The sequence below is a fragment of the Haloarcula sp. H-GB4 genome (assembly GCF_030848575.1).
In the GTDB taxonomy this organism is placed as follows: Archaea; Halobacteriota; Halobacteria; order Halobacteriales; family Haloarculaceae; genus Haloarcula.
Genome location: NZ_JAVDDX010000002.1, coordinates 920,678 through 938,645 on the forward strand (window position 1 = coordinate 920,678; position 17,968 = coordinate 938,645).

18 protein-coding genes and 3 tRNA genes are annotated in these 17,968 nt (G+C 61.3%); 14 read left to right on the forward strand and 7 right to left on the reverse strand.

The annotated features are described in order from the left end of the window. Positions 1–159: 159 nt before the first annotated feature. Positions 160–507, reverse strand: a complete 348-nt coding sequence (locus tag RBH20_RS13285; RefSeq protein ID WP_306709343.1) for a hypothetical protein — start codon at positions 505–507, stop codon at positions 160–162. Between the two features lie 257 nt (positions 508–764). Here RBH20_RS13285 and RBH20_RS13290 point away from each other — a divergent pair. Beyond that, positions 765–837: transfer RNA gene (locus RBH20_RS13290), tRNA-Arg, on the forward strand. A 263-nt stretch (positions 838–1,100) separates the two neighbouring features. Here the strand turns inward: RBH20_RS13290 and RBH20_RS13295 are convergent. Next, positions 1,101–1,493 (reverse strand): hypothetical protein, encoded by a 393-nt coding sequence (locus RBH20_RS13295; protein ID WP_306709345.1) that lies wholly within the window; start codon positions 1,491–1,493, stop codon positions 1,101–1,103. 85 nt (positions 1,494–1,578) lie between these two features. Between RBH20_RS13295 and RBH20_RS13300 the strand changes: the two genes are divergently transcribed. Beyond that, complete coding sequence (locus tag RBH20_RS13300; RefSeq protein WP_306709347.1) at positions 1,579–2,196, forward strand: DUF309 domain-containing protein; 618 nt, start codon at positions 1,579–1,581, stop codon at positions 2,194–2,196. 26 nt (positions 2,197–2,222) lie between these two features. On the opposite strand, the gene azf is transcribed toward RBH20_RS13300, so the two are convergent. Beyond that, a complete protein-coding gene (azf, locus tag RBH20_RS13305) occupies positions 2,223–2,996 on the reverse strand; it encodes an NAD-dependent glucose-6-phosphate dehydrogenase Azf (RefSeq protein ID WP_004958965.1) in 774 nt (257 codons plus the stop codon). Positions 2,997–3,070: 74 nt separating this feature from the next. Between azf and RBH20_RS13310 the strand changes: the two genes are divergently transcribed. From RBH20_RS13310 to RBH20_RS13325, 4 genes are all read left to right on the forward strand, one after another. Next, positions 3,071–3,418: a dihydroneopterin aldolase family protein gene (locus tag RBH20_RS13310; RefSeq protein ID WP_306709352.1), complete on the forward strand. Its 348-nt coding sequence runs from the start codon at positions 3,071–3,073 to the stop codon at positions 3,416–3,418. 74 nt (positions 3,419–3,492) lie between these two features. Further along, entirely contained in the window at positions 3,493–4,599 is a 1,107-nt protein-coding gene (locus RBH20_RS13315) for a hypothetical protein (RefSeq protein ID WP_306709355.1), read from the forward strand. Positions 4,600–4,704: 105 nt separating this feature from the next. Continuing rightward, positions 4,705–5,151: a DUF5790 family protein gene (locus RBH20_RS13320; protein ID WP_306709357.1), complete on the forward strand. Its 447-nt coding sequence runs from the start codon at positions 4,705–4,707 to the stop codon at positions 5,149–5,151. A gap of 229 nt (positions 5,152–5,380) precedes the next feature. Continuing rightward, a complete protein-coding gene (locus tag RBH20_RS13325) occupies positions 5,381–6,268 on the forward strand; it encodes a DUF4399 domain-containing protein (protein ID WP_306709359.1) in 888 nt (295 codons plus the stop codon). A gap of 25 nt (positions 6,269–6,293) precedes the next feature. On the opposite strand, the gene RBH20_RS13330 is transcribed toward RBH20_RS13325, so the two are convergent. Continuing rightward, complete coding sequence (locus tag RBH20_RS13330) at positions 6,294–6,818, reverse strand: DUF6789 family protein (protein ID WP_306709362.1); 525 nt, start codon at positions 6,816–6,818, stop codon at positions 6,294–6,296. Positions 6,819–6,935: 117 nt separating this feature from the next. Between RBH20_RS13330 and coxB the strand changes: the two genes are divergently transcribed. From coxB to RBH20_RS13345, 3 genes are read left to right on the forward strand one after another with little or no spacing between them, the layout of a single operon-like run. Next, positions 6,936–7,724, forward strand: coding sequence for a cytochrome c oxidase subunit II (gene coxB, locus RBH20_RS13335; protein ID WP_306709364.1), 789 nt, complete (start codon positions 6,936–6,938; stop codon positions 7,722–7,724). Beyond that, positions 7,721–10,291, forward strand: a complete 2,571-nt coding sequence (locus RBH20_RS13340; RefSeq protein WP_306709366.1) for a cbb3-type cytochrome c oxidase subunit I — start codon at positions 7,721–7,723, stop codon at positions 10,289–10,291. Before coxB ends, RBH20_RS13340 begins: the two co-directional genes overlap by 4 nt. 4 nt (positions 10,292–10,295) lie before the next feature. Further along, on the forward strand, positions 10,296–10,562 hold the full coding sequence (locus RBH20_RS13345) for a cytochrome C oxidase subunit IV family protein (RefSeq protein ID WP_306709368.1): 267 nt from the start codon (positions 10,296–10,298) through the stop codon (positions 10,560–10,562). 3 nt (positions 10,563–10,565) lie between these two features. On the opposite strand, the gene RBH20_RS13350 is transcribed toward RBH20_RS13345, so the two are convergent. Beyond that, complete coding sequence (locus RBH20_RS13350; protein WP_306709371.1) at positions 10,566–11,009, reverse strand: hypothetical protein; 444 nt, start codon at positions 11,007–11,009, stop codon at positions 10,566–10,568. A gap of 144 nt (positions 11,010–11,153) precedes the next feature. Between RBH20_RS13350 and RBH20_RS13355 the strand changes: the two genes are divergently transcribed. Further along, positions 11,154–11,564 carry a hypothetical protein gene (locus RBH20_RS13355; protein ID WP_306709373.1) on the forward strand — a complete coding sequence of 137 codons (411 nt, stop codon included), beginning with the start codon at positions 11,154–11,156 and terminating at the stop codon, positions 11,562–11,564. 265 nt (positions 11,565–11,829) lie between these two features. Here the strand turns inward: RBH20_RS13355 and RBH20_RS13360 are convergent, their stop codons facing one another. Continuing rightward, entirely contained in the window at positions 11,830–13,752 is a 1,923-nt protein-coding gene (locus RBH20_RS13360; protein ID WP_306709377.1) for an ABC transporter ATP-binding protein, read from the reverse strand. Positions 13,753–13,791: 39 nt separating this feature from the next. Beyond that, positions 13,792–14,382 carry a DUF192 domain-containing protein gene (locus tag RBH20_RS13365; protein ID WP_306709380.1) on the reverse strand — a complete coding sequence of 197 codons (591 nt, stop codon included), beginning with the start codon at positions 14,380–14,382 and terminating at the stop codon, positions 13,792–13,794. Between the two features lie 97 nt (positions 14,383–14,479). Here RBH20_RS13365 and RBH20_RS13370 point away from each other — a divergent pair. The 4 genes from RBH20_RS13370 (at position 14,480) to RBH20_RS13385 (ending at position 17,882) form a co-directional block, all read left to right on the forward strand. Next, a tRNA-Val gene (locus tag RBH20_RS13370) sits at positions 14,480–14,553 on the forward strand. 359 nt (positions 14,554–14,912) lie between these two features. Further along, positions 14,913–14,986 (forward strand) — tRNA-Phe (locus tag RBH20_RS13375). 69 nt (positions 14,987–15,055) lie between these two features. Beyond that, positions 15,056–15,625 carry a hypothetical protein gene (locus RBH20_RS13380; protein ID WP_306709382.1) on the forward strand — a complete coding sequence of 190 codons (570 nt, stop codon included), beginning with the start codon at positions 15,056–15,058 and terminating at the stop codon, positions 15,623–15,625. 211 nt (positions 15,626–15,836) lie between these two features. Next, complete coding sequence (locus RBH20_RS13385) at positions 15,837–17,882, forward strand: minichromosome maintenance protein MCM (protein WP_306709384.1); 2,046 nt, start codon at positions 15,837–15,839, stop codon at positions 17,880–17,882. Positions 17,883–17,968: the final 86 nt, after the last annotated feature.

Here is a 17,968-nt window from a genome sequence, read left to right on the forward strand (position 1 = left end):
AGCGTTGTCGTTGGGCGAGCGAGCGGCCGCTGTCGGTCGATTTCGGTCGTATCTCGTCCATGACTCGAAGGTGGTCACGGGATGGGATATAAACCCTCGTCTGCTGGTCCGACAGCAGGCACTCCCATTCCGCCACGGTGAGAGCGGCGCAGGTAGCCGTTAGCGTGTCGCTGTTGTCACAGGGCACAGGCCGTTGCCACTGTCGTGAGAAGCGGCCACCGTACCGGGGAGTCCGTTCTCAAACATCACCGTAGCCCGGTAGTCGATTTCTATAATGGCTTGCGTACACATGTCGCCAGCATCTGGCATCTCTTTCGTCCCAACGCTGAGACTCAGTTCATCGGCACTCGTATCATACGATATGTCCGTCAGATCGGCCGTTTTGCACCCGTCAGACCCCCAGATAGTTCCGTCAACGACAACCTGATGCTCGTCAAAAGTCACCGTTGCCGAACTTGTCTGTGACCCGGACTGTCGCTTGGTAATACTGAATGTCGTCTCGTTCACACTTGAGGTTTCACTTGCACCCTCCGTGGATGTTTCCCCGCTCCCGGGAGCCCCACCAAAGCAGCCAGCAAGCGCTATCGAACAACCGAGACCTCCGTATTGCAGGAGTTGTCGGCGCTTCATACTTGACCTAATGTACCACATTTGAAAGGTACTCCCGTCGCTCAAACCAGTGTTGCAGCGACGTGTGCCTACCAGTCGCGTGACGGTACGCGAATCGTCACCCTTTTTAGGTGCACCACCCTCTCTCGATATGAGTCCGGATAGGGTAGTGGACTATCCTCTTGGCTTGCGGAGCCAGGGACCGGAGTTCAAATCTCCGTCCGGACGTCATTCTCACGAAGCAGACCGGCGAGCAACGCATAGCGTGTGCTTGCCACCGCGAAGAGAGGTGACGGACAGCGGATGTTTGAGCAGACGAGGAACGCGCAGCGAAGCGAGCATTTCTCGGCGAGTTCAAACCTCCGTCCAGACGTTCACTTCATTCACGACCAGACGTGCTCCACGCTCGCGATGCTCGCGTGGAACTCCGTCCGGACGTTTCTGCCGACGCAAACCACCGAGCGACAGCCGGAGCGACCGTCTATTACCGTTCAGATCTCTGTCCGGTCGTTTCCGTCACGGCTAGTCGTCCCGTTTTCGGTCGACGCTATCGTCAACGCGCTCCCGACAGCCAGGCTAAACGACGCGAGGCCAAGGACGGTGAGCGACACCACGAACGCTTGATCACCGGGGAGCGCAAGCTGCTGCTGGAGCGTCACCACGACGTAGGTGGTGACGCCGGTGAAGGCCCCACCCCAAATACCGCCCCTGCTGAATATCGGGAGGACATTTCGTTGCGTGTAGAGGCCGACAATAGCGGCGAACAACGTCAGAGCAAACGTCGACAGGAGCACAGGGTCAGTGACCAAGAACTGCCAGACGAAGATCGTCAGGGCGGACGCGCCGGCCGCGCCGAACAGCCATCGACGCCAGAATCGTGGCACAGGCAGACTTGCGGTGTCGGTGACAAATCAGTTCGGTTGTACGGGTGCCGATGTGGTTTTCCGGCCGCAAGGCGAACCCACCCGTGTGCGCGACCATCTCCGTGCCGGCATCGCAGTGTACAACGAAGGTCGCTATCACGCCGCACACGACGCGTGGGAAGAGCGTTGGCTGGACCTCGATTCGGGCGATGACGAGCGATTCCTGCACGGCCTCATCCAGTTCACCGCGGTCGTCCACCACGCCAGCGAGGAGAACTGGTCGGGTGCGCAGGGGTTGGCCGAGAGCGCGACGGAGTACCTCGACGGCCTGCCCAACCCGTATCACGGCGTGGCGGTAGACGAGGTCCGGGCGTTCCTCGCGGCGACGGCGGCTGACCCCCACCACGCCGCGACGGACCCGCCGACGCTGACACACGAGGGCGAAGCGATTGGCTACGACGCGCTGAATTTCGACGCCACGGCCATCGCCGCCGAGGTGCTGGCGGAGGCTGGCCGGTACGACGAGGCTGTCGTCGCTGACGCTGTTGGCCGCGCACGGAGTGAACTCGACGGCGACGGCGGTTCGCAGTTTGCCGGGATGCTGTTCTCGTTCGTGCGCGAGCGCGACCAGCGGCCCGTCGTCTACCAGCGGCTTCGGGATCACGTCGAACTAGAACAGCAGAAAGACGACGACGTCCGTGGGCTGTTCGACGGCTCGGGATAGCGGACGACCACAGCGGCGGGAGTCGTCTACGGTTCCGGTTCGGCGACCCGTTCTTCGCCGTCGAAATGCGCGGAGTTGTCCTGTGGGTCGTAGCCGAGCACGTCCTTGGCGCGCTCGATGGAGTAGTACTTGCGGTCGTTGTCGGAGATGCCGTAGACGATTTCGTACTCGTAGTCAGCCTGCAGCGCACAGTCGTGGATGTGGGCACAGTCGCGGTAGGAGAGCCACATCGCCTGCCCGCGCTCATAGTCGATTGGCGGGTGACCGCGAGTGAGGTTGCCGATACGGATGTTGCAGACGGAGAGGCCGTGCTCGTCGTGGTAGTAACGGCCCAGTACCTCGCCGGTGGCTTTCGAGACGCCATAGAGGTTACCGGGACGGGGGAGTTCTGTCCCGTCGAGGCGGTACTGGTCGTCCGGGCGATACATCTCGGGCGTGCGCTCATCCGTTTCAAAGGAGCCGACGGCGTGGTTCGAGGACGCGAAGACGAACTTCTCGACGCCCTCGTCGACAGCGGCCTCGTACATCTTCTGGGTGCCGTCAATGTTGTTTTCGAGGACGGAGTCCCAGGGGGCTTCCGGCCGGGGGTCGCCAGCCAGGTGGATGACGGCGCCGACGCCGTCCATCGCCGCGGCCACGTCGCCCTCGCTGGACACGTCCCCGACGAGGTACTCGTGGTCGGGCTCCTCGGCGGGTGGGCTGTGGAACATGAGTTTCCACTCGTAAGCGTCCTCGAGTCCTTCGAGGATGGCCGCCCCGACAGCGCCGCCAGCGCCGGTGAGCAGAACCGGGTCGTCCATTCGTATGAGAGGATACGTCGCACGCAATAGGTAGCTTGCGGTTCGCTTTTGTGTCGCCCAGCCGGACCGATTGTATGGAACCCACAGCTCCGCAAGCGGCGTGTTTCGAAGCGGGCGTCAAGTTCGGGTCGCTGTATCACCAGTTCGCAGGGACACCAATCAGTCCGGAGAGCGCCGACTCGCTCGCGGCGGCGATGGAGGAGGCCATCGAGAATCAGCCGTTCTGTGAGGCGGTCACCGTCAGCGTCCGCACAGAAGCACTGGAAACCGCTATCGCCGAGGGCGGAGCGGACTACACAGAACTCACCGGGCGGCTCATTGATGTCGAGATGCAAATCGAGTACGAGGGGGTCACGGTCGAGACGAGCATGGCGATGGAAGACGGATATCCGCTGATGCAAGTCAACGAAGTGCAGGAGTGAAATAGCCAGAGAGCGGCCTGAATCCTTGACATAGCCCCGAAAATTTTACCAGAGCGGGCTGTGAGACGTCCGACATGGCCCTCCACGCAGTCGACGATATCGACGACGCAATCGACGCGACGAAGTCGTTTCTATTCCCTTTTGAGAAAGGGACATGGCTCCGGATGGCGTTCGTCGTGTTCTTCATCGGTGGCGGCGGTGTCGGGCTGAACAACGTCCAGTCGTTCAGCAACTTCGGTGATTTCGGCGGGAACGGCGGACCGAGCGGGCCCAGCGGCCCGGGAAGCGACTTTCAGCTGACCGCGCCGCTTGAAAGTGCGCTGTCCCTACCAGGGGACCTCGCTATGCAAGTCTCTGAACCCGGTGTCCCGTCCGGTGCGCCGGACGAACTACTCGCCGGGGCCGGGCTGCTTGTGTTCGCCGTTTTCGGCCTGTTCATTCTGCTAGCGCTCGCGTACGGTATCCTGAGTAACTTCATGGAGTTCGTGTTGACCCAGGCGCTCATCGACCGCGAAATACACGTCCGCCGGTATTTCAGCGAGCACGTCGGTGATGGAATACGGCTGTTCCTGTTTCGGCTTGTCCTCGGGATTATCTGGCTCGGCGTCGCGCTCGTGATCGGTGCAGCCGTGTTCTTCCTGGCGCTCGGTGGTGAGGCCGCAAACGTCGGGGCGTCAAGCGTCCTCGCGCTATCGGGACTGTTCATTGCCGTGTTCGCGGTGCTCGCGATAAGCTATGGTATCGTCTTCGGCTTCACCACGGTGTTTGTTGTCCCGCTGATGACGGCGGACAACGACGGCGTCCTCTCCGGTTGGTCGCGGCTCTGGGGGTCGATCAAACGCCATCCCAAGCAGTACCTCGCCTACCTGTTTTTCTCCATTGTCCTCCAGATCGGTGTCGGTATCGTTAGTGCGATTCTCGGCATTATCGCATTCATCGTCGTGCTGATCCCGTTTGGGCTCGTTGCAGCTGCGCTGTATCTCGCGCTCCAGAATACCGTCGGCGTAGTCCTGGCCGGGATTGTCGGGCTGTTGGGACTGCTGGTCCTGTTCGTCATCGGTGCGTTCATTCAGGTCCCATTGACGACGTTCCTGCGATACTACGCGATGCTCGTGCTGGGTGACATTGACGGCGACATGGACCCGATTCCTGAGGTGCGTTCGGACATCCGGGCCGAGTAGCCACAACGGCTTTTCGGTTTCAAGGATTACCGCCGGGTCACGTCCTGCGGTTTCACTTTCACTTTCAGGCGGGCTTTTAATCCCTCACCGTACCAACGATTCCGTATGAGCCAGTCAAGTCTGGACGACGACGAACTGTTCGGCGAGGCCGCAGACGAGATGCGAACGGATGTCGAGGAGTCACTCGCGAAGGCCCGCGATACGCTCCCTGAAGCCGATTCGGTCTGGGACGTGGAAGCCGACAACACGCTCGGCGTGCTGAACTCGCTCAAGACGGCACTCGACGTGGGCGACGCCGAGGAGCACCTCCGCGACGCGAAGAAGTGGTACACGATGGGCGAACGCGCGGACGCCTTCGAGGACGCCGACGACCTCGCCGAGAAGATCGAGACCATCACGGACCTCATCGACAACGTCGACGACGCCCGCGAGCAGGTCGGCGACCTCACGGCGACGATCCCACAGCTTCGCAGCACACTTGAAGAGTTCGAGGGCGAGGACGGGGCAGACGCGGAGGCGGACGGCGACGCCGACGCAGAAGCTGAAGCCTGAGTTCGGGACAGCTACGTCACGGCAGGCGCGCCACATTCTCCGCCGGTAGCCAGCGCGTCGCTTGCGTCGTCCAGCAATCTTCCTCCCGAACGTACCGGTTCCGGTGTAACTGACTGCAGACACAGGTCTAGCCGATGATCGGCAACCGGTGTGACATTCTATCCAAGGCCGTATTTACGGCCGATCAATCGCTTAAGTATTCGCGGAGCAACAGTTCCCGCGACGTACTATGGTCGACAGACTCACACGCCGGACGTTCGTCTGTGGCGTCTCGACTGCTGTAGCGACTGTACTCGCGGGCTGTAGCGAGGAACAATCGGGCGGAGGCGCGGAGACACCGACCCAGACAGGAGGCACTGATAGCATGGCGACAACGCCATCGAACGGAACAGAAACTGACGCAACCGAAGCGGCCGCTGAAGAATACCGGAACGGCGTCGGGCAGGATGCCAGGATCTCCTTTGCGGTCCCAGACGATGCTGCGACCCTTACCAGCCCATCAGTACAGTGGCAGGCCGTCGCCGACGGTGTCACCATCGAAGAGGCAGGGGAAGTGACCAGCGGAGCCGGGCACTACCACATCATCGTCGATAGCGACCCCGTGACACCGGGCGAGACGATTCCGGCCGACGACACCCATATCCACTACGGGACCGGGCAGCGAAACGGAGTGGTAGCACTCGACCCTGGCGAACATACGCTGCACCTCCAACTGGGGGACGGCGCACACACAGCGATGGCACTGACCGACAGCATCGATGTGACCGTCAGCGACGAGGCAAGCCTCAGTGTCGAGACGAACATCGACGGGAGCGTCGTCGACTGGGAAGCCAGTGTCGAGAACTACACTATCGGGCCGACTAGCGACGGTATCACGGCAAATACGGGCCATCTACACACGATCATCAACACCAATTCGGTGCCGACCGGCGAGGTCATCCCAAGCGATTCGCGGCACGTCCACTACGGCGATGGCTCGACAAGCGGGAGCCTCGACCTTGCCGATCAACTGGGCGATGTATACGAGAGTGGCGAGCAGACGGTTCACTTCCAAGTCGCGTCTGCAACACATCGTGCGACGACGCTCATCGCGTCGGAGACGGTGACAACAGAATAGCCGCAGTCTCGACTGGACCTCAGCCTCAGACGATAGAGTCCGGGCGCGTCGAGAAGTAGTTAAACACCGCGCCGAGTCCGATGCCGTAGACGACGTGGGCGACGAGCGTTAGCACCGCGTACAGTACCAGTGTGAGTCCGGACTGGTCAGTGTAGAAAGCGAGCACGAACCCAGTCCACATCGCGCCGCCGAAGAACGCGCCACTGACAGGGTCAGACTGGCCAGGGAGGTATGCTTTCAGCGAGGCGAACAGCAGCGGCCACGGGAACATCCCGCCGCCGAGGAAGATGACGAAGCCGAACAGTACCTCTGGGACATAGCCGGTCAGACCCACAAGCTCGGTGAGGATGGCGAAGTCGTTGAGGTTGAACGCGCCCAGTGACTGGGCGATGAGGAAGACGACGGTCATCATCGCTGTCCCGACCAGTCCGCCAGCGGCACCGACGACACCGTCGGCGAGAATCCCGGCGAGGCTATCGAACTCCTCGACCTCTGTGAGTCCGTCGTCGTTGATAGGCGGGTCCTCAACGCCGGATGACGTGTCTTCCATGGTGTGTTGTAACATGCCAATAGATAAAAAAGTTCCCGCACACGTTAGGCTACTAAACCAAATATGTCAGATATTTGTCCGCAATACCTATTACAGGGTGGGAAGAATCATGATAAAATGGCGGCACCCATGATAACATACGCCATGTTTGTGTTCCCCTTGCATGGCGGCGACGTCAGGGCCCCCAGTGCGGTGTTCAACCAGATCTTCGAGGTGTTCCTGCTACTGGGAACAGCCGTCGGGGTGGTCGTCGTGGCGTACACGCTGTACCACGCGCTCAAGTATCGCGACGACGGGGGCGGGGACCCGTATGCTGACAAGGTTGAGCGCCCAGAAATGGGTGAGATGCCAACCGGCGGCGCGGGTGGGCGGAAGGTGTTCTACTCGTTCAGCATCAGCGCGGTCATCGTCGTCTCACTCATCGCCTGGACGTACTCGCAACTGCTGTACATCGAACAGGGCCCCGACCCGGCACAGGAGGAGGCACTGGAAATCGACGTGGAAGGGTACCGCTTCGGCTGGGACTTCGTGTACCCGAACGGGCACACAACGAACACGCTCCGGGTGCCACAGGACCGGGTGGTCAGATTACAGGTGACCTCGACGGACGTGTTCCATAACTTCGGGATCCCGGAGTTGCGAGTCAAGACCGACGCCGTCCCGGGTCAGTACACGTCGGCCTGGTTCACGGCCAATGAGACGGGGACCTACACCGCCAAGTGCTACGAACTGTGTGGCAGCGGCCACTCGCTGATGACGACGGACGTAGTTGTGATGCCACAGGACGAGTACGAGGAGTGGTACGCTGACACTGCGGGCACCAACGAAACGGAGACCAACGGGAACGAAACCGGCGGTGCTGCCCACCGGATTGCACCCGCCGTCGTGGGAGGTGTCCCGGTATGAGCCAAGACCACGAACACGGTCTGCCGCCCAAATCGTCGGTCAGCCGGTGGTTCCTCACGACTAACCACAAGGACATCGGCGTGCTGTATCTCATCACTGCGCTGTTCTTCCTGGTGTTCGGCGGCGTCCTCGCCCTGCTGTTCCGCCTCGAACTGATTTCCTCGGGCGCTGACCTGCTGGGCTCGATGGGGTACAATCAGGCGGTGTCGACCCACGGTCTCCTGATGGTGTTCTGGTTCATCTCGCCGTTCGCCTTCGGGTTTGCGAACTATGTCGTCCCGCTGCAGATCGGGGCGGACGACCTCGCTTTCCCGCGGCTGAACGCGCTGTCATACTGGCTGTACCTGTTCTCTGGTATCCTGATGGGCGTCTCGTTCTTCCAGGGGACCACCTTCGCGGGCGGGTGGACGATGTACGCCCCGCTGAACACGCCGGCCTATATTCCGGGCGAGGGGCTGGGTGCGACCTCGGTCGTGTTGGCGCTCATCATGTTCACCGCCGCGGTGACGCTGGGGTCGGTGAACTTCCTGACGACGATGTACCGCATGCGAGCCGAAGGGCTGCGGATGCGGGACATCCCTATCTTCTCGCTGTCTATCAATCTCACCGTCTGGATGATGCTGTTTGCCTTCGCGGCGCTGCTTGCGGCGCTGATGATACTCGCATCCGACCACATCCTCGGGACGACATACTTCCAGTACTCCATCGACGGGACGACGATGGCGACCGATGCAGACAACCCGGGTGCGTCGCTGCTCTGGGCGCACCTGTTCTGGTTCTTCGGCCATCCAGAGGTGTACATCGTCTTCTTCCCCGCGCTTGGCGTGATGGCCGAGTGCTTCCAGACCTTCACCGGTCGGCGGCTGGTCGGCCGGAAGTGGTTCATCATCTCGATGGTGCTGGTGGCGCTCCAGAGCTTCGTCGTCTGGATGCACCACATGTTCCTGACCGGGATCAACCTCCCCATCAAGACCATCTTCATGGCGACGACCATCGGGATATCCCTCCCCTTTGACCTGATGGTATTCTCGCTCATCTACACGATGGCGAAGGGGCGGGTCCGGTTCACGACGCCGTTCCTATTCTCGCTTGGCGCGCTCATCCTGTTCATCATCGGCGGCATCACCGGCGTCTTCCTCGGCGCAATCGTGCTCGACTACCAGTTCCGTGGGACCTACTGGGTCGTCGCGCACTTCCATTACGTGATGGTCGCGGGCGCGACGGCGCTGTTCGGCGGCCTGTACTACTGGTATCCGAAGATAACGGGGAAGATGTACAACGAACGACTGGGGAAGATACAGTTCGGCGTCTACTTCCTCGGGTTCAATCTGCTGTACTTCCCGATGTTCATCGCCTGGGAGACGCCGCGGCGCGTGTTCGTCTACCCCGACGGCCTGCAGATATGGCACACCATGGCTACCGTCGGCGGGTTCATTTTGGGCGCGAGCTTCCTGCTCATGTTCTACAACCTCTTCGTGAGCCTCTGGCGCGGGGAAGATGTCGGGCCGAACCCCTGGGAGTACGCCACCTCTGCCGAGTGGGCGACCTCCTCGCCGCCGCCGCTGGAGAACTTCCCCGGCGTACCGAGTTACGCCAGCGGGAAACTGGCGTTCCTTGAGGACGAGACGGTCGCCGAGCGTACCGAGAGTACGCCCGGAGCCGCAGCGCATGGCCACGCGGCGACCGACGGCGGGACCGCGACGGACGGCGGCGCGGTGACGGCGAGGGCCACGGTGACGGCCACTGGAGTGGAGTCGACCCACGAGGTCGGCGGCGAAGAACACGCCAGCCACGCCAGCTTCTGGCCGTTCCTCGTCAGCCTCGGCGGCTTCATCGCGTTTCTCGGGCTCTCGGGTGTGCGGACGGGAAGCGTGTTCTACCTGTCCATGGTTGCCGTCGGCGGGGTGGCGACGTTCGGGTCGCTTGTCGGCATGACCCGCGAGCCGTTCCACGCGCCGGAGATGGCCATCGCCGAACGGTGGCCCTTCGAGAAAGTCGAAAAGATGAAACTCGGGATGTGGACGTTCCTCGCCAGCGACATCGTCCTGTTCGGGGCGTTCATCGGCTCCTACGCCTTTGTCCGGGTCGCCTACGGCTGGACGGCCTGGCATCATGACCTCATCCCCGCCGAGCACGTGACCATGCCCGGCCTCATCAACACGTACCTGTTGCTCACGTCGAGTTTCCTCGTCGTGCTGGCGATGGTCGCCGCCGAACGGGAGAGCAAGCGCGGGACCGTTGCCGCGCTGGTCGGAACGTTCGCGCTCGGGGTCGGCTTCCTCATCAACAAGGGACTGGAGTGGCAGCACCTGTTCCACATCAGCACAGAGACCTTCCCGAACGGGTGGAATCTCTCGACGAACATCGCGTCGTCGACGTTCTACCTGACGACCGGGCTCCACGGAGCCCACGTCACTATCGGGCTCATCATCTGTGCGTACATGACCGTCCGGGCATGGAACGGGGCCTACCAAGGCGACGATAGGGCCATAGAGTACTTCGGATTGTACTGGCACTTCGTCGACATCGTCTGGCTGTTCCTGTTCCCCCTCTTCTACATCCTTTAGAACAATGGACTGGAAAGGCTACACCATCATATACGTCGTACTGTTCGCCTTCGCGACCGCACAGGCCGTCGTCGAGTTCGCCGGCCTCGTCGACAGCGCTTACTGGGCCGCCTTCGCGCTCATCATGGTGCTGTCGATTATCAAGGCCGTCGGCGTCGCCGCGTACTACCAGCACCTCCGCTGGGAACCCCGCGCCGTCACGTACCTCGTGCTGGGCGGGACTGTCGCCGCGCTCGCGCTGACCGGGGCCGCCGCGTACTCGATACTGTGAGGCTCAGGCCCCGACAAGCTGGAAGCCGACCGCGATAAGAAAGAGGACGCCCGCGACGGTCGCGGACTCGGCGACCGCCAGCGAGCGGGGGTGCCCCCGGCGCGTCGCCGAGAGATACACCCCAAACAGCAGGTAGCCACAGAGGCCCACGCCGCCGACGACAGCGACCGCCAGCCCAGCGATCGACTGGGTCTCGACGGGGCCGGAGATAGACGCGACGACGCCGACGAGGAGGCCGACGACCAGCACCGCGAACGCGCCGACCCAGACCATCGGCTTGTCGGCGTACGTCTCGAAGCGGCTCTCGCGGTCGCTCGCCGGGGACCGGCCGCTCGTGGACGTCGACGGACTATACTGATACCAGCCGCGCCCGCGGACCATCCATGCGACTACCGCCATCACTAACACACCCATTAGTGCCGTGCTAGCGAGGTACGCGGTTGTCATGTGATGGCATTACAACACAATGCATAATAATCGTTTGTGCTCAGCTGACCAGAAATCGGTATCTTGGGCTATTGCAGTGTTGAACTAGCGGGGCGTCTCTCTTTTCACGGAAAGCCTATACATATCTAAAACCGACTGAGGCCTGTGCAATTCGTCCCGTTCGCCGGTGAACACCCGTTTGTCGGTGCTGCTTTCGCGCTTTCGGTCGTCATCTACATTGGGAATCTCATCGCACTGGGCTACTGGGCCCGTGCAGAGGCCAGAGCACGCAACGGGTCCGTGATCGGAACGTTCCTGCTGCTCTCCACGGGTTTTGGGCTGGTCTACTACGTCTGGGTTCGCTACGTCCGAAACGACTGGGAGCCGCGCTCGGAGCCAGCCGACCGGCGTGAGCGGGTTGTCACTGCCTACTCGCTGGCCGTCCTCCTTGCATTCGTGGCCGGCGCGCTCGTCACACCGCCAGATCCGATGATGCAAGTCCTGGCTCTCCCGCCGCTGTTTGCCGTCTCATTCGTCGTCTCGTATTTGTTTGTCACGCGAGGGGGTCGGCGGTAGCGGCGGAACTACTGCCTAAGCTGTAAGAGTGTGTAGTCCGTGGATGGGACTTAGCTAGCACTACCAGACACCGCCAGACCAGCGTGACAGGAGAGAACTTGGTTCTGCCAGGGATGCATCTTTCAGCGACCGGCTGTTTCAATCCGGCTTATGTCTGGAGAATTGGCTGTTGACAGGGCCGAACAGCTCGGACATGGAACCCTCACCCCTTCAATCGTCGGCAACTCCTGATAACTGACGGTTCGAACATTGCGTTCTCACCGTTTCAGTCATCAGCATCCGTCCGCGCCCGTCGCTGAATCGCCCGCTCAACGAACTCCTCGGGAAGCTCGTCGATTTCGCCGGCCTGAACTGCCCAGAGGTTGGCATAGAGGCCGTCGGCGGCGAGCAGTTCGGCGTGGCTCCCACGCTCAACGATGCAGCCGTCCTCGACGACCAGAATCGTGTCGGCGTCTTTCACCGTCGAGAGGCGGTGCGCGATGGCAAACGTGGTCCGGTCGGCGGTCAGGTCATCAAGCGACCGCTGAATGAGCATCTCCGTCTCCGTGTCCACGTCGCTGGTCGCCTCGTCGAGGATGAGGATCTCGGGGTCTTTCAGGATCGCCCGCGCGATGGCGATTCGCTGGCGCTGGCCGCCGGAGAGCTTGACACCACGCTCGCCGACCATCGTGTCGTAGCCGTCCGGAAGGTTGCGGACGAACTGGTCGGCCTCGGCGGCCTCCGCGGCAGCGACGATTTCCTCCTCGGTCGCGTCGAAGGTTCCGTAGGCGATGTTCTCCCGGACGGTGCCGTAGAACAGGAACGTCTCCTGGCTGACGTAGCCGATGGCGCGACGGATGCTCTGTATCTGTACGTCCTGCACGTTCTGGCCGTCAATGCGAACCGTGCCGGAGTCAACGTCGTACATCCGGAGCAGGAGCTTCAGTACGGTCGACTTCCCCGCGCCGGTCGGGCCAACGAGTGCGACCGTCTCGCCGCCATCGGCCTCGAAGGAAATGTCCGAAAGCACCGGCTCGTCGTCGCCATCGTAGCCAAAGGCCACGTCCTCGTACTCGACTCGCCCCTCGGTCACGGCAAGCGGCGGCGCGTCCTCGGCCTCTTCGAGGCGGCCGGGCGTGTCCATCAGCCCGAACACGCGCTCGGCGGAGGCGTAGGCCCGCTGGTACATGTTGATGATCTGCCCGAACTGCGCCATCGGCCAGACGAACCGCTGCGTGTAGATGATGAACGCGACGAACTGCCCGCGGGAGAGCGGTGCCGTCAGCGGCCCGGGTGCCTGGCCGGTGACCATCAGTCCGCCGACGATGAACGTGACGACGAAGCCGATGCCCGAGACCAGCCGAAGGCCGGGGAAGAAGGTGATGCGCGTCTCGATGGCGTCCCAGTTGGCGTCGAGATAGTCTTCGGAAGTATCTTCCACCCGGTCAGCCTCGTAGGGCTCGGTGTTGGCGGTCTTGATTATCTGAATGCCGCTGAGGTTGTTTTCCAGTCTGGAGTTGAGCTTGCCGACCGTCGACCGCACCTCGGCGTATTTGGGCTGAATAACGTCGATAAACCGCTTCGTGAACACGGCGATAATCGGGACCGGAAGCAGGGCGACCAGCGCCAGCTGCCAGTTCATGTAGAACAGGTACGTGGCGATGCCAACGACCATGATTATCATCCGCGAGGCGGAGTTGAGCCCGTCGTTGAGGAACTTCTCCAGCCGGTTCACGTCGTTTGACAGCACTGACATCATCTCGCCGGTCTGCTTATCGGCGAAGAAGTCCATGTTCAGCCGCTGCATCGTCTCGTAGGTGTCGGTGCGAACGGCGTGTTGGACGTGCTGGGCGAACTTGTTCCAGCCCCAGTTCCGACTCCAGTGGAAGACAGCCCCAAAGCCGAACGAGGCGGCGATGATGCCGGCGGTGAGCCACAACTGTGACCCCTGTCCGTCGGGAATCCATGTGTCGGGTATCAGGAAGAGGCCGTATTCGGTCTCCTGTAGAAAGATGGCGTCGATAGCCAGCGCCAGGAGGAGCGGTGGCAGCAGGTCCAGCATCCGAGCGACAATAGAACTGAATAAGCCGACAACGAACGCCCCCCAGTGACCCTGTCCGTAGCCGGTGAACAGTCGAAGCATCGGTCGGTCGACGCGTTCTCTGGCGTCCTCGAACACGTCGTCGTCCGAACCCGCGTCGAAATCCATTGTCGAATTCAGGGGCTGAACCCGCAAAAGGCCGTCGGGCTACGTGGCTTCGGGCGGCAAGTCAACCCGGTCACCGACCGCAACGCCGGTTCGGTTTGTCCACCCGCGGTTCACTTCGAGGACGTACTTGCCCCGCCCCTCGTAGCCCGTCAGGTCGTTCTCGCTGGTCCCCGCCGGCGGGAGCGGCGCGTGGTGGATGGTTGTGATAGTGCCGTTGGCGTCAATGAAGATGATGTCGAGGGGGAACGACATATTCCGCATGACGTAGGTGTGCTGGCCCGCCTCGTCGTGGACGAACAGCATGCCCTCGTCGGGGCCGAGTGACTCGGTCTCGCTCAGCCCGACATAGCGCTGATTGAACGTCTGTGCGATGCGAACCTCGACCGTCCCCAGCGGTTCTCCAGCGTTTTCTTCACGCACCGCAACAGTCGTCCCTGGCGTCGAAGCATCCGTGGAGGGCTGTGTTGCAGTCGGCGTCACCGCTGCCTCCGCTCCTTCTCGGACCGTCACTGTGCCTTCCTCGTACTCACCAGTGCCGAGCACCTCGATCCAGAGGCCGGTCTGGAGGACCACGGCGGCGGCGACGAGCAGGCCGACGAGTCCGAGCACAACCACGGCAGGGCGCTGCATACTCCATGTGAGGGACAGACTGTGGGTAATACTGTCGGTGCCCACTGTCGACCGAGAGAGAAAGCGTTATTCCTGCCGATGGAAAACGGTGGAGTACGGGTCCGTGGTCTAGTTGGTTATGACGTGGCCTTTACAAGGCCGAGGCCGGTGGTTCGAATCCGCCCGGACCCATCCTGCGACGAACGGACGTGAGGAGCGGATGGTCCCTGTGGATTCGATTCCTGCCAGTCGCGCGCAACATCGTAGCCCAGGTATCAGGGCGTCTATCTCGATTGATAGTCGCCCGTAATCCATATATCCGGAGTGGTGGTAGTGCATGGCATGATAGATGGCTCGACGTGTCCGGCCTGCAGCGGGGACGTCTCAACGACCAACGGCACTGAGTACGAATGCGACGACTGTGGTGAGACGTTCGACAGCGCCGACCTATTTCTCCCGTAATCGACGGTCGACCCTCCCCGCGGATGCCACAAAACCTGCGCCCGCTTTCGAAATGCTTTTTTCTACCCTCGTCATCGATTGGAGTGCGCGCCGCCTTAGCTCAGACTGGGAGAGCACTCGACTGAAGATCGAGCTGTCCCCGGTTCAAATCCGGGAGGCGGCATACCCTTCTCGGTTTAGATGCCCAAACGACAACCCCCCATAGCCGGGGGTCTGTCCGGGAGTGGTCGGCGTGACCGATTCGGACCCCGACGGCGAGGGCACTTCTCCCGACGCGAACCCCGGGAACGAGAGTCTCGAAACCACCGTTCAGGCGCTGGAAGCGCGGCTCGACGCGCTTTCGAAGCAAGTCTCCGGACTCCGTGAGGAGCTTCACGAGGAACGGAGTGAACGCCAGGAGCTAGAGGACGAGCTGGCCGAGCGTGACGAACGTATCGACGACTTAGAAGCGGAGGTTGCGCGCCTCGATGCGCGCACCGACATTCTGGAAGTCGTCGAGAACGCCGACAAGATGACTGGCAAGCAGCGCGCGGTGACGCTGGTCCAGCACCTTCACAGAGCGGCGAAAGCTCGTGAGCGGCGAGACGAACCGCCTGCAGCGACCGTCGACCGGGACGAAGCTGAGGAAGCACTCCACTACCCGAACATCGACCGGACGACGATCTACCGCGACATGGAGCGCGCGGCGCGGCTAATCGATAGTGACGCGCTTCGGTACACGAACGGAGAGCTACGGCTCGATCTCGACGCTGGAAGCGTTCCTCGGAAGTACACGGCTGACCGGGAGGGCGAGAATCTGTGAAGTCCTCACAACAGATGCGATGGGGGAAGCCCCCACCGGATAGGTCCGGTCTGAGCGAAACCGTCTGAAACCTTAGAATTTGCAGGGTAGGACGGTTATGTAAACAACTGTCGATTAGCTGTTAGTACGCTCGCAAACCGCTCGCACCGCTCGCAGTCAAGACGAATCAACAGCCTCCGCGGCTGTTGTGAAGACTTCACAGAAATCCACGATGGCCGAAAACCACGAACTCACCGAAGACCTGATACAATTCTTCCGGGACTACTACCCGGAAGAGATCGCACAGCTCGCACAACGCTACCCCCGAGAACAGAAGTCACTCCACGTCGACTACGATGACCTGTACCGGTTTGATCCGGGTATTGCCGATGACGTGCGGAACCATCCGAAGGAGATGCAGGAACACCTAGAGGAAGCGTTCCGTCTCTACGACTTGCCGGTAGCAGTCGAGCTCAACGACGCCCACGTACGAATCTACAATCTCCCGGAGATGCACGTCTTCGACCCTTCGGGTGTATCTCGTCATGAGAACATCGGCCAACTGCTCGACATCCGCGGACAGGTCCAGAAGGTGTCCGACGTGAAGCCCCGCCTCACAGAAGCCGTCTGGGAATGCCAGCGGTGTGGGACCCAGACTGAGATTCCACAGCACGGGGATAGTCTGCAGGAACCGCACGAGTGTCAGGGATGCGAACGGCAGGGCCCCTTCTCGCTCGACGCCAGCGCCAGTAGCTGGATCGATCACCAGTACGCCCGTGTCCAGCAACCGCCCGAGAAAACGAACGGTGGAGAAGCACAGAGCGTCGACGCGCACCTCGAAGACGACCTGATTGAAGGCTTCGACGCGGGTGATAGGGTGGTTCTGACCGGGATTCTGGATATAGAAGAGCCCGGTGCCGATCAAGAGCTCGACTTCGACACGAACCTCGACGCGCGTTCAGTCGTGAAAGAGGAAAGCGACTACGACGATGTCGACGTAGAGGAGCACCTCGACGAAATCGAAGCCGTCGCCAACGGGGAACGCGGCGACCCGTACCAGCTACTCATCGATTCGATCAACCCGAAGCACAGGGGTGATGAACAGGTCAAGCTGGCCGTCGCCCTGCAGCTCTTCGGCGGCTGGGCTCACGAGTACCCGGACGGGAGCCGCGACCGCGGGGACTGGCATATGCTTCTCCTCGGTGACCCGGGCTGTGGGAAGTCGACGTTCCTCCGCTACGTCGACCAGATTGCCCCGCGGTCGACGTATGCATCGGGGAAAGGCGCGACGGCAGCGGGCATGACCGCGGCGGCAGTCGCTGATGACTTCGGAGATACTGAGTGGGGACTGGAAGCCGGTGCGCTGGTACTGGCCGATGGCGGTATCGCCTGCGTCGACGAGATTGATAAGATGCAGTCCGACGCGGTGTCCTCGATGCATGACGCCCTGGAGAGCCAGCGGGTCCACGTCAACAAGGCCGGTATCAACGCAACACTGAACGCCCGGACTTCGCTGCTGGCGGCAGGGAATCCGAAAGACGGTCGCTTCGACCGCTACCGCCCGAAGGGTGAACAGATCGATATGAGCCCGACGCTGCTCTCCCGGTTCGACCTGATGTTCATGGTATCCGACCAACCCGATCGGGAGGACGATGCGGATGTCGTTGAGCACATGGTCCAGAGTCGGCAGGCTGCAGGCCGTCACACCCGGGGTGAGGAACTGAGTGACGAGGAACAGCAGCGGGTCGAGCCCGCGATAGACCGGTCGATGATGCGGGCCTACGTTGCTCACGCGAAGCAGACCTGTCGACCCATCATCGAGGATGACGAAGTTGCGGAGCGATTGAAACAGTTCTTCGTCGAGTTCCGAGCTGGGGCTGGTGAGCAAGACGATGACTCACCGATTCCCGTCACATTCCGGAAGGTCGAAGCGATACAGCGGCTTGCCGAGTCCAGTGCACGGGTTCGTCTTTCGGATACTGTGGAGATTGAAGACGTAGAGCGGGCGATTAAATTAGTGACAAGATCGATGAAGCAGGTAGGGTACGATCCAGAAAGTGACGAGTTCGATGCTGATATTATTGAAACAGGACAATCGAAGAATCAGCGGAGTCGCCGTGAACGTATCTTAGCGAGGATTACTGAATCAGATGGGGTTTCCATCGAATCTCTGAACGACGAAGTAGACTTCGACCAAGAGAGACTAAAGCGTGACATTGAAAACTTGAAAACAGAAGGACGGATCTACAGTATGAATGGGGAGTACAGAAAAACTTAGTAAGACTGCTGCTTAGGCGTCAGCATCGGTACTGCTGTCACTGTCTGACCCCCAGAACCGAGTCCAAACAGACTTATCACGGTTAC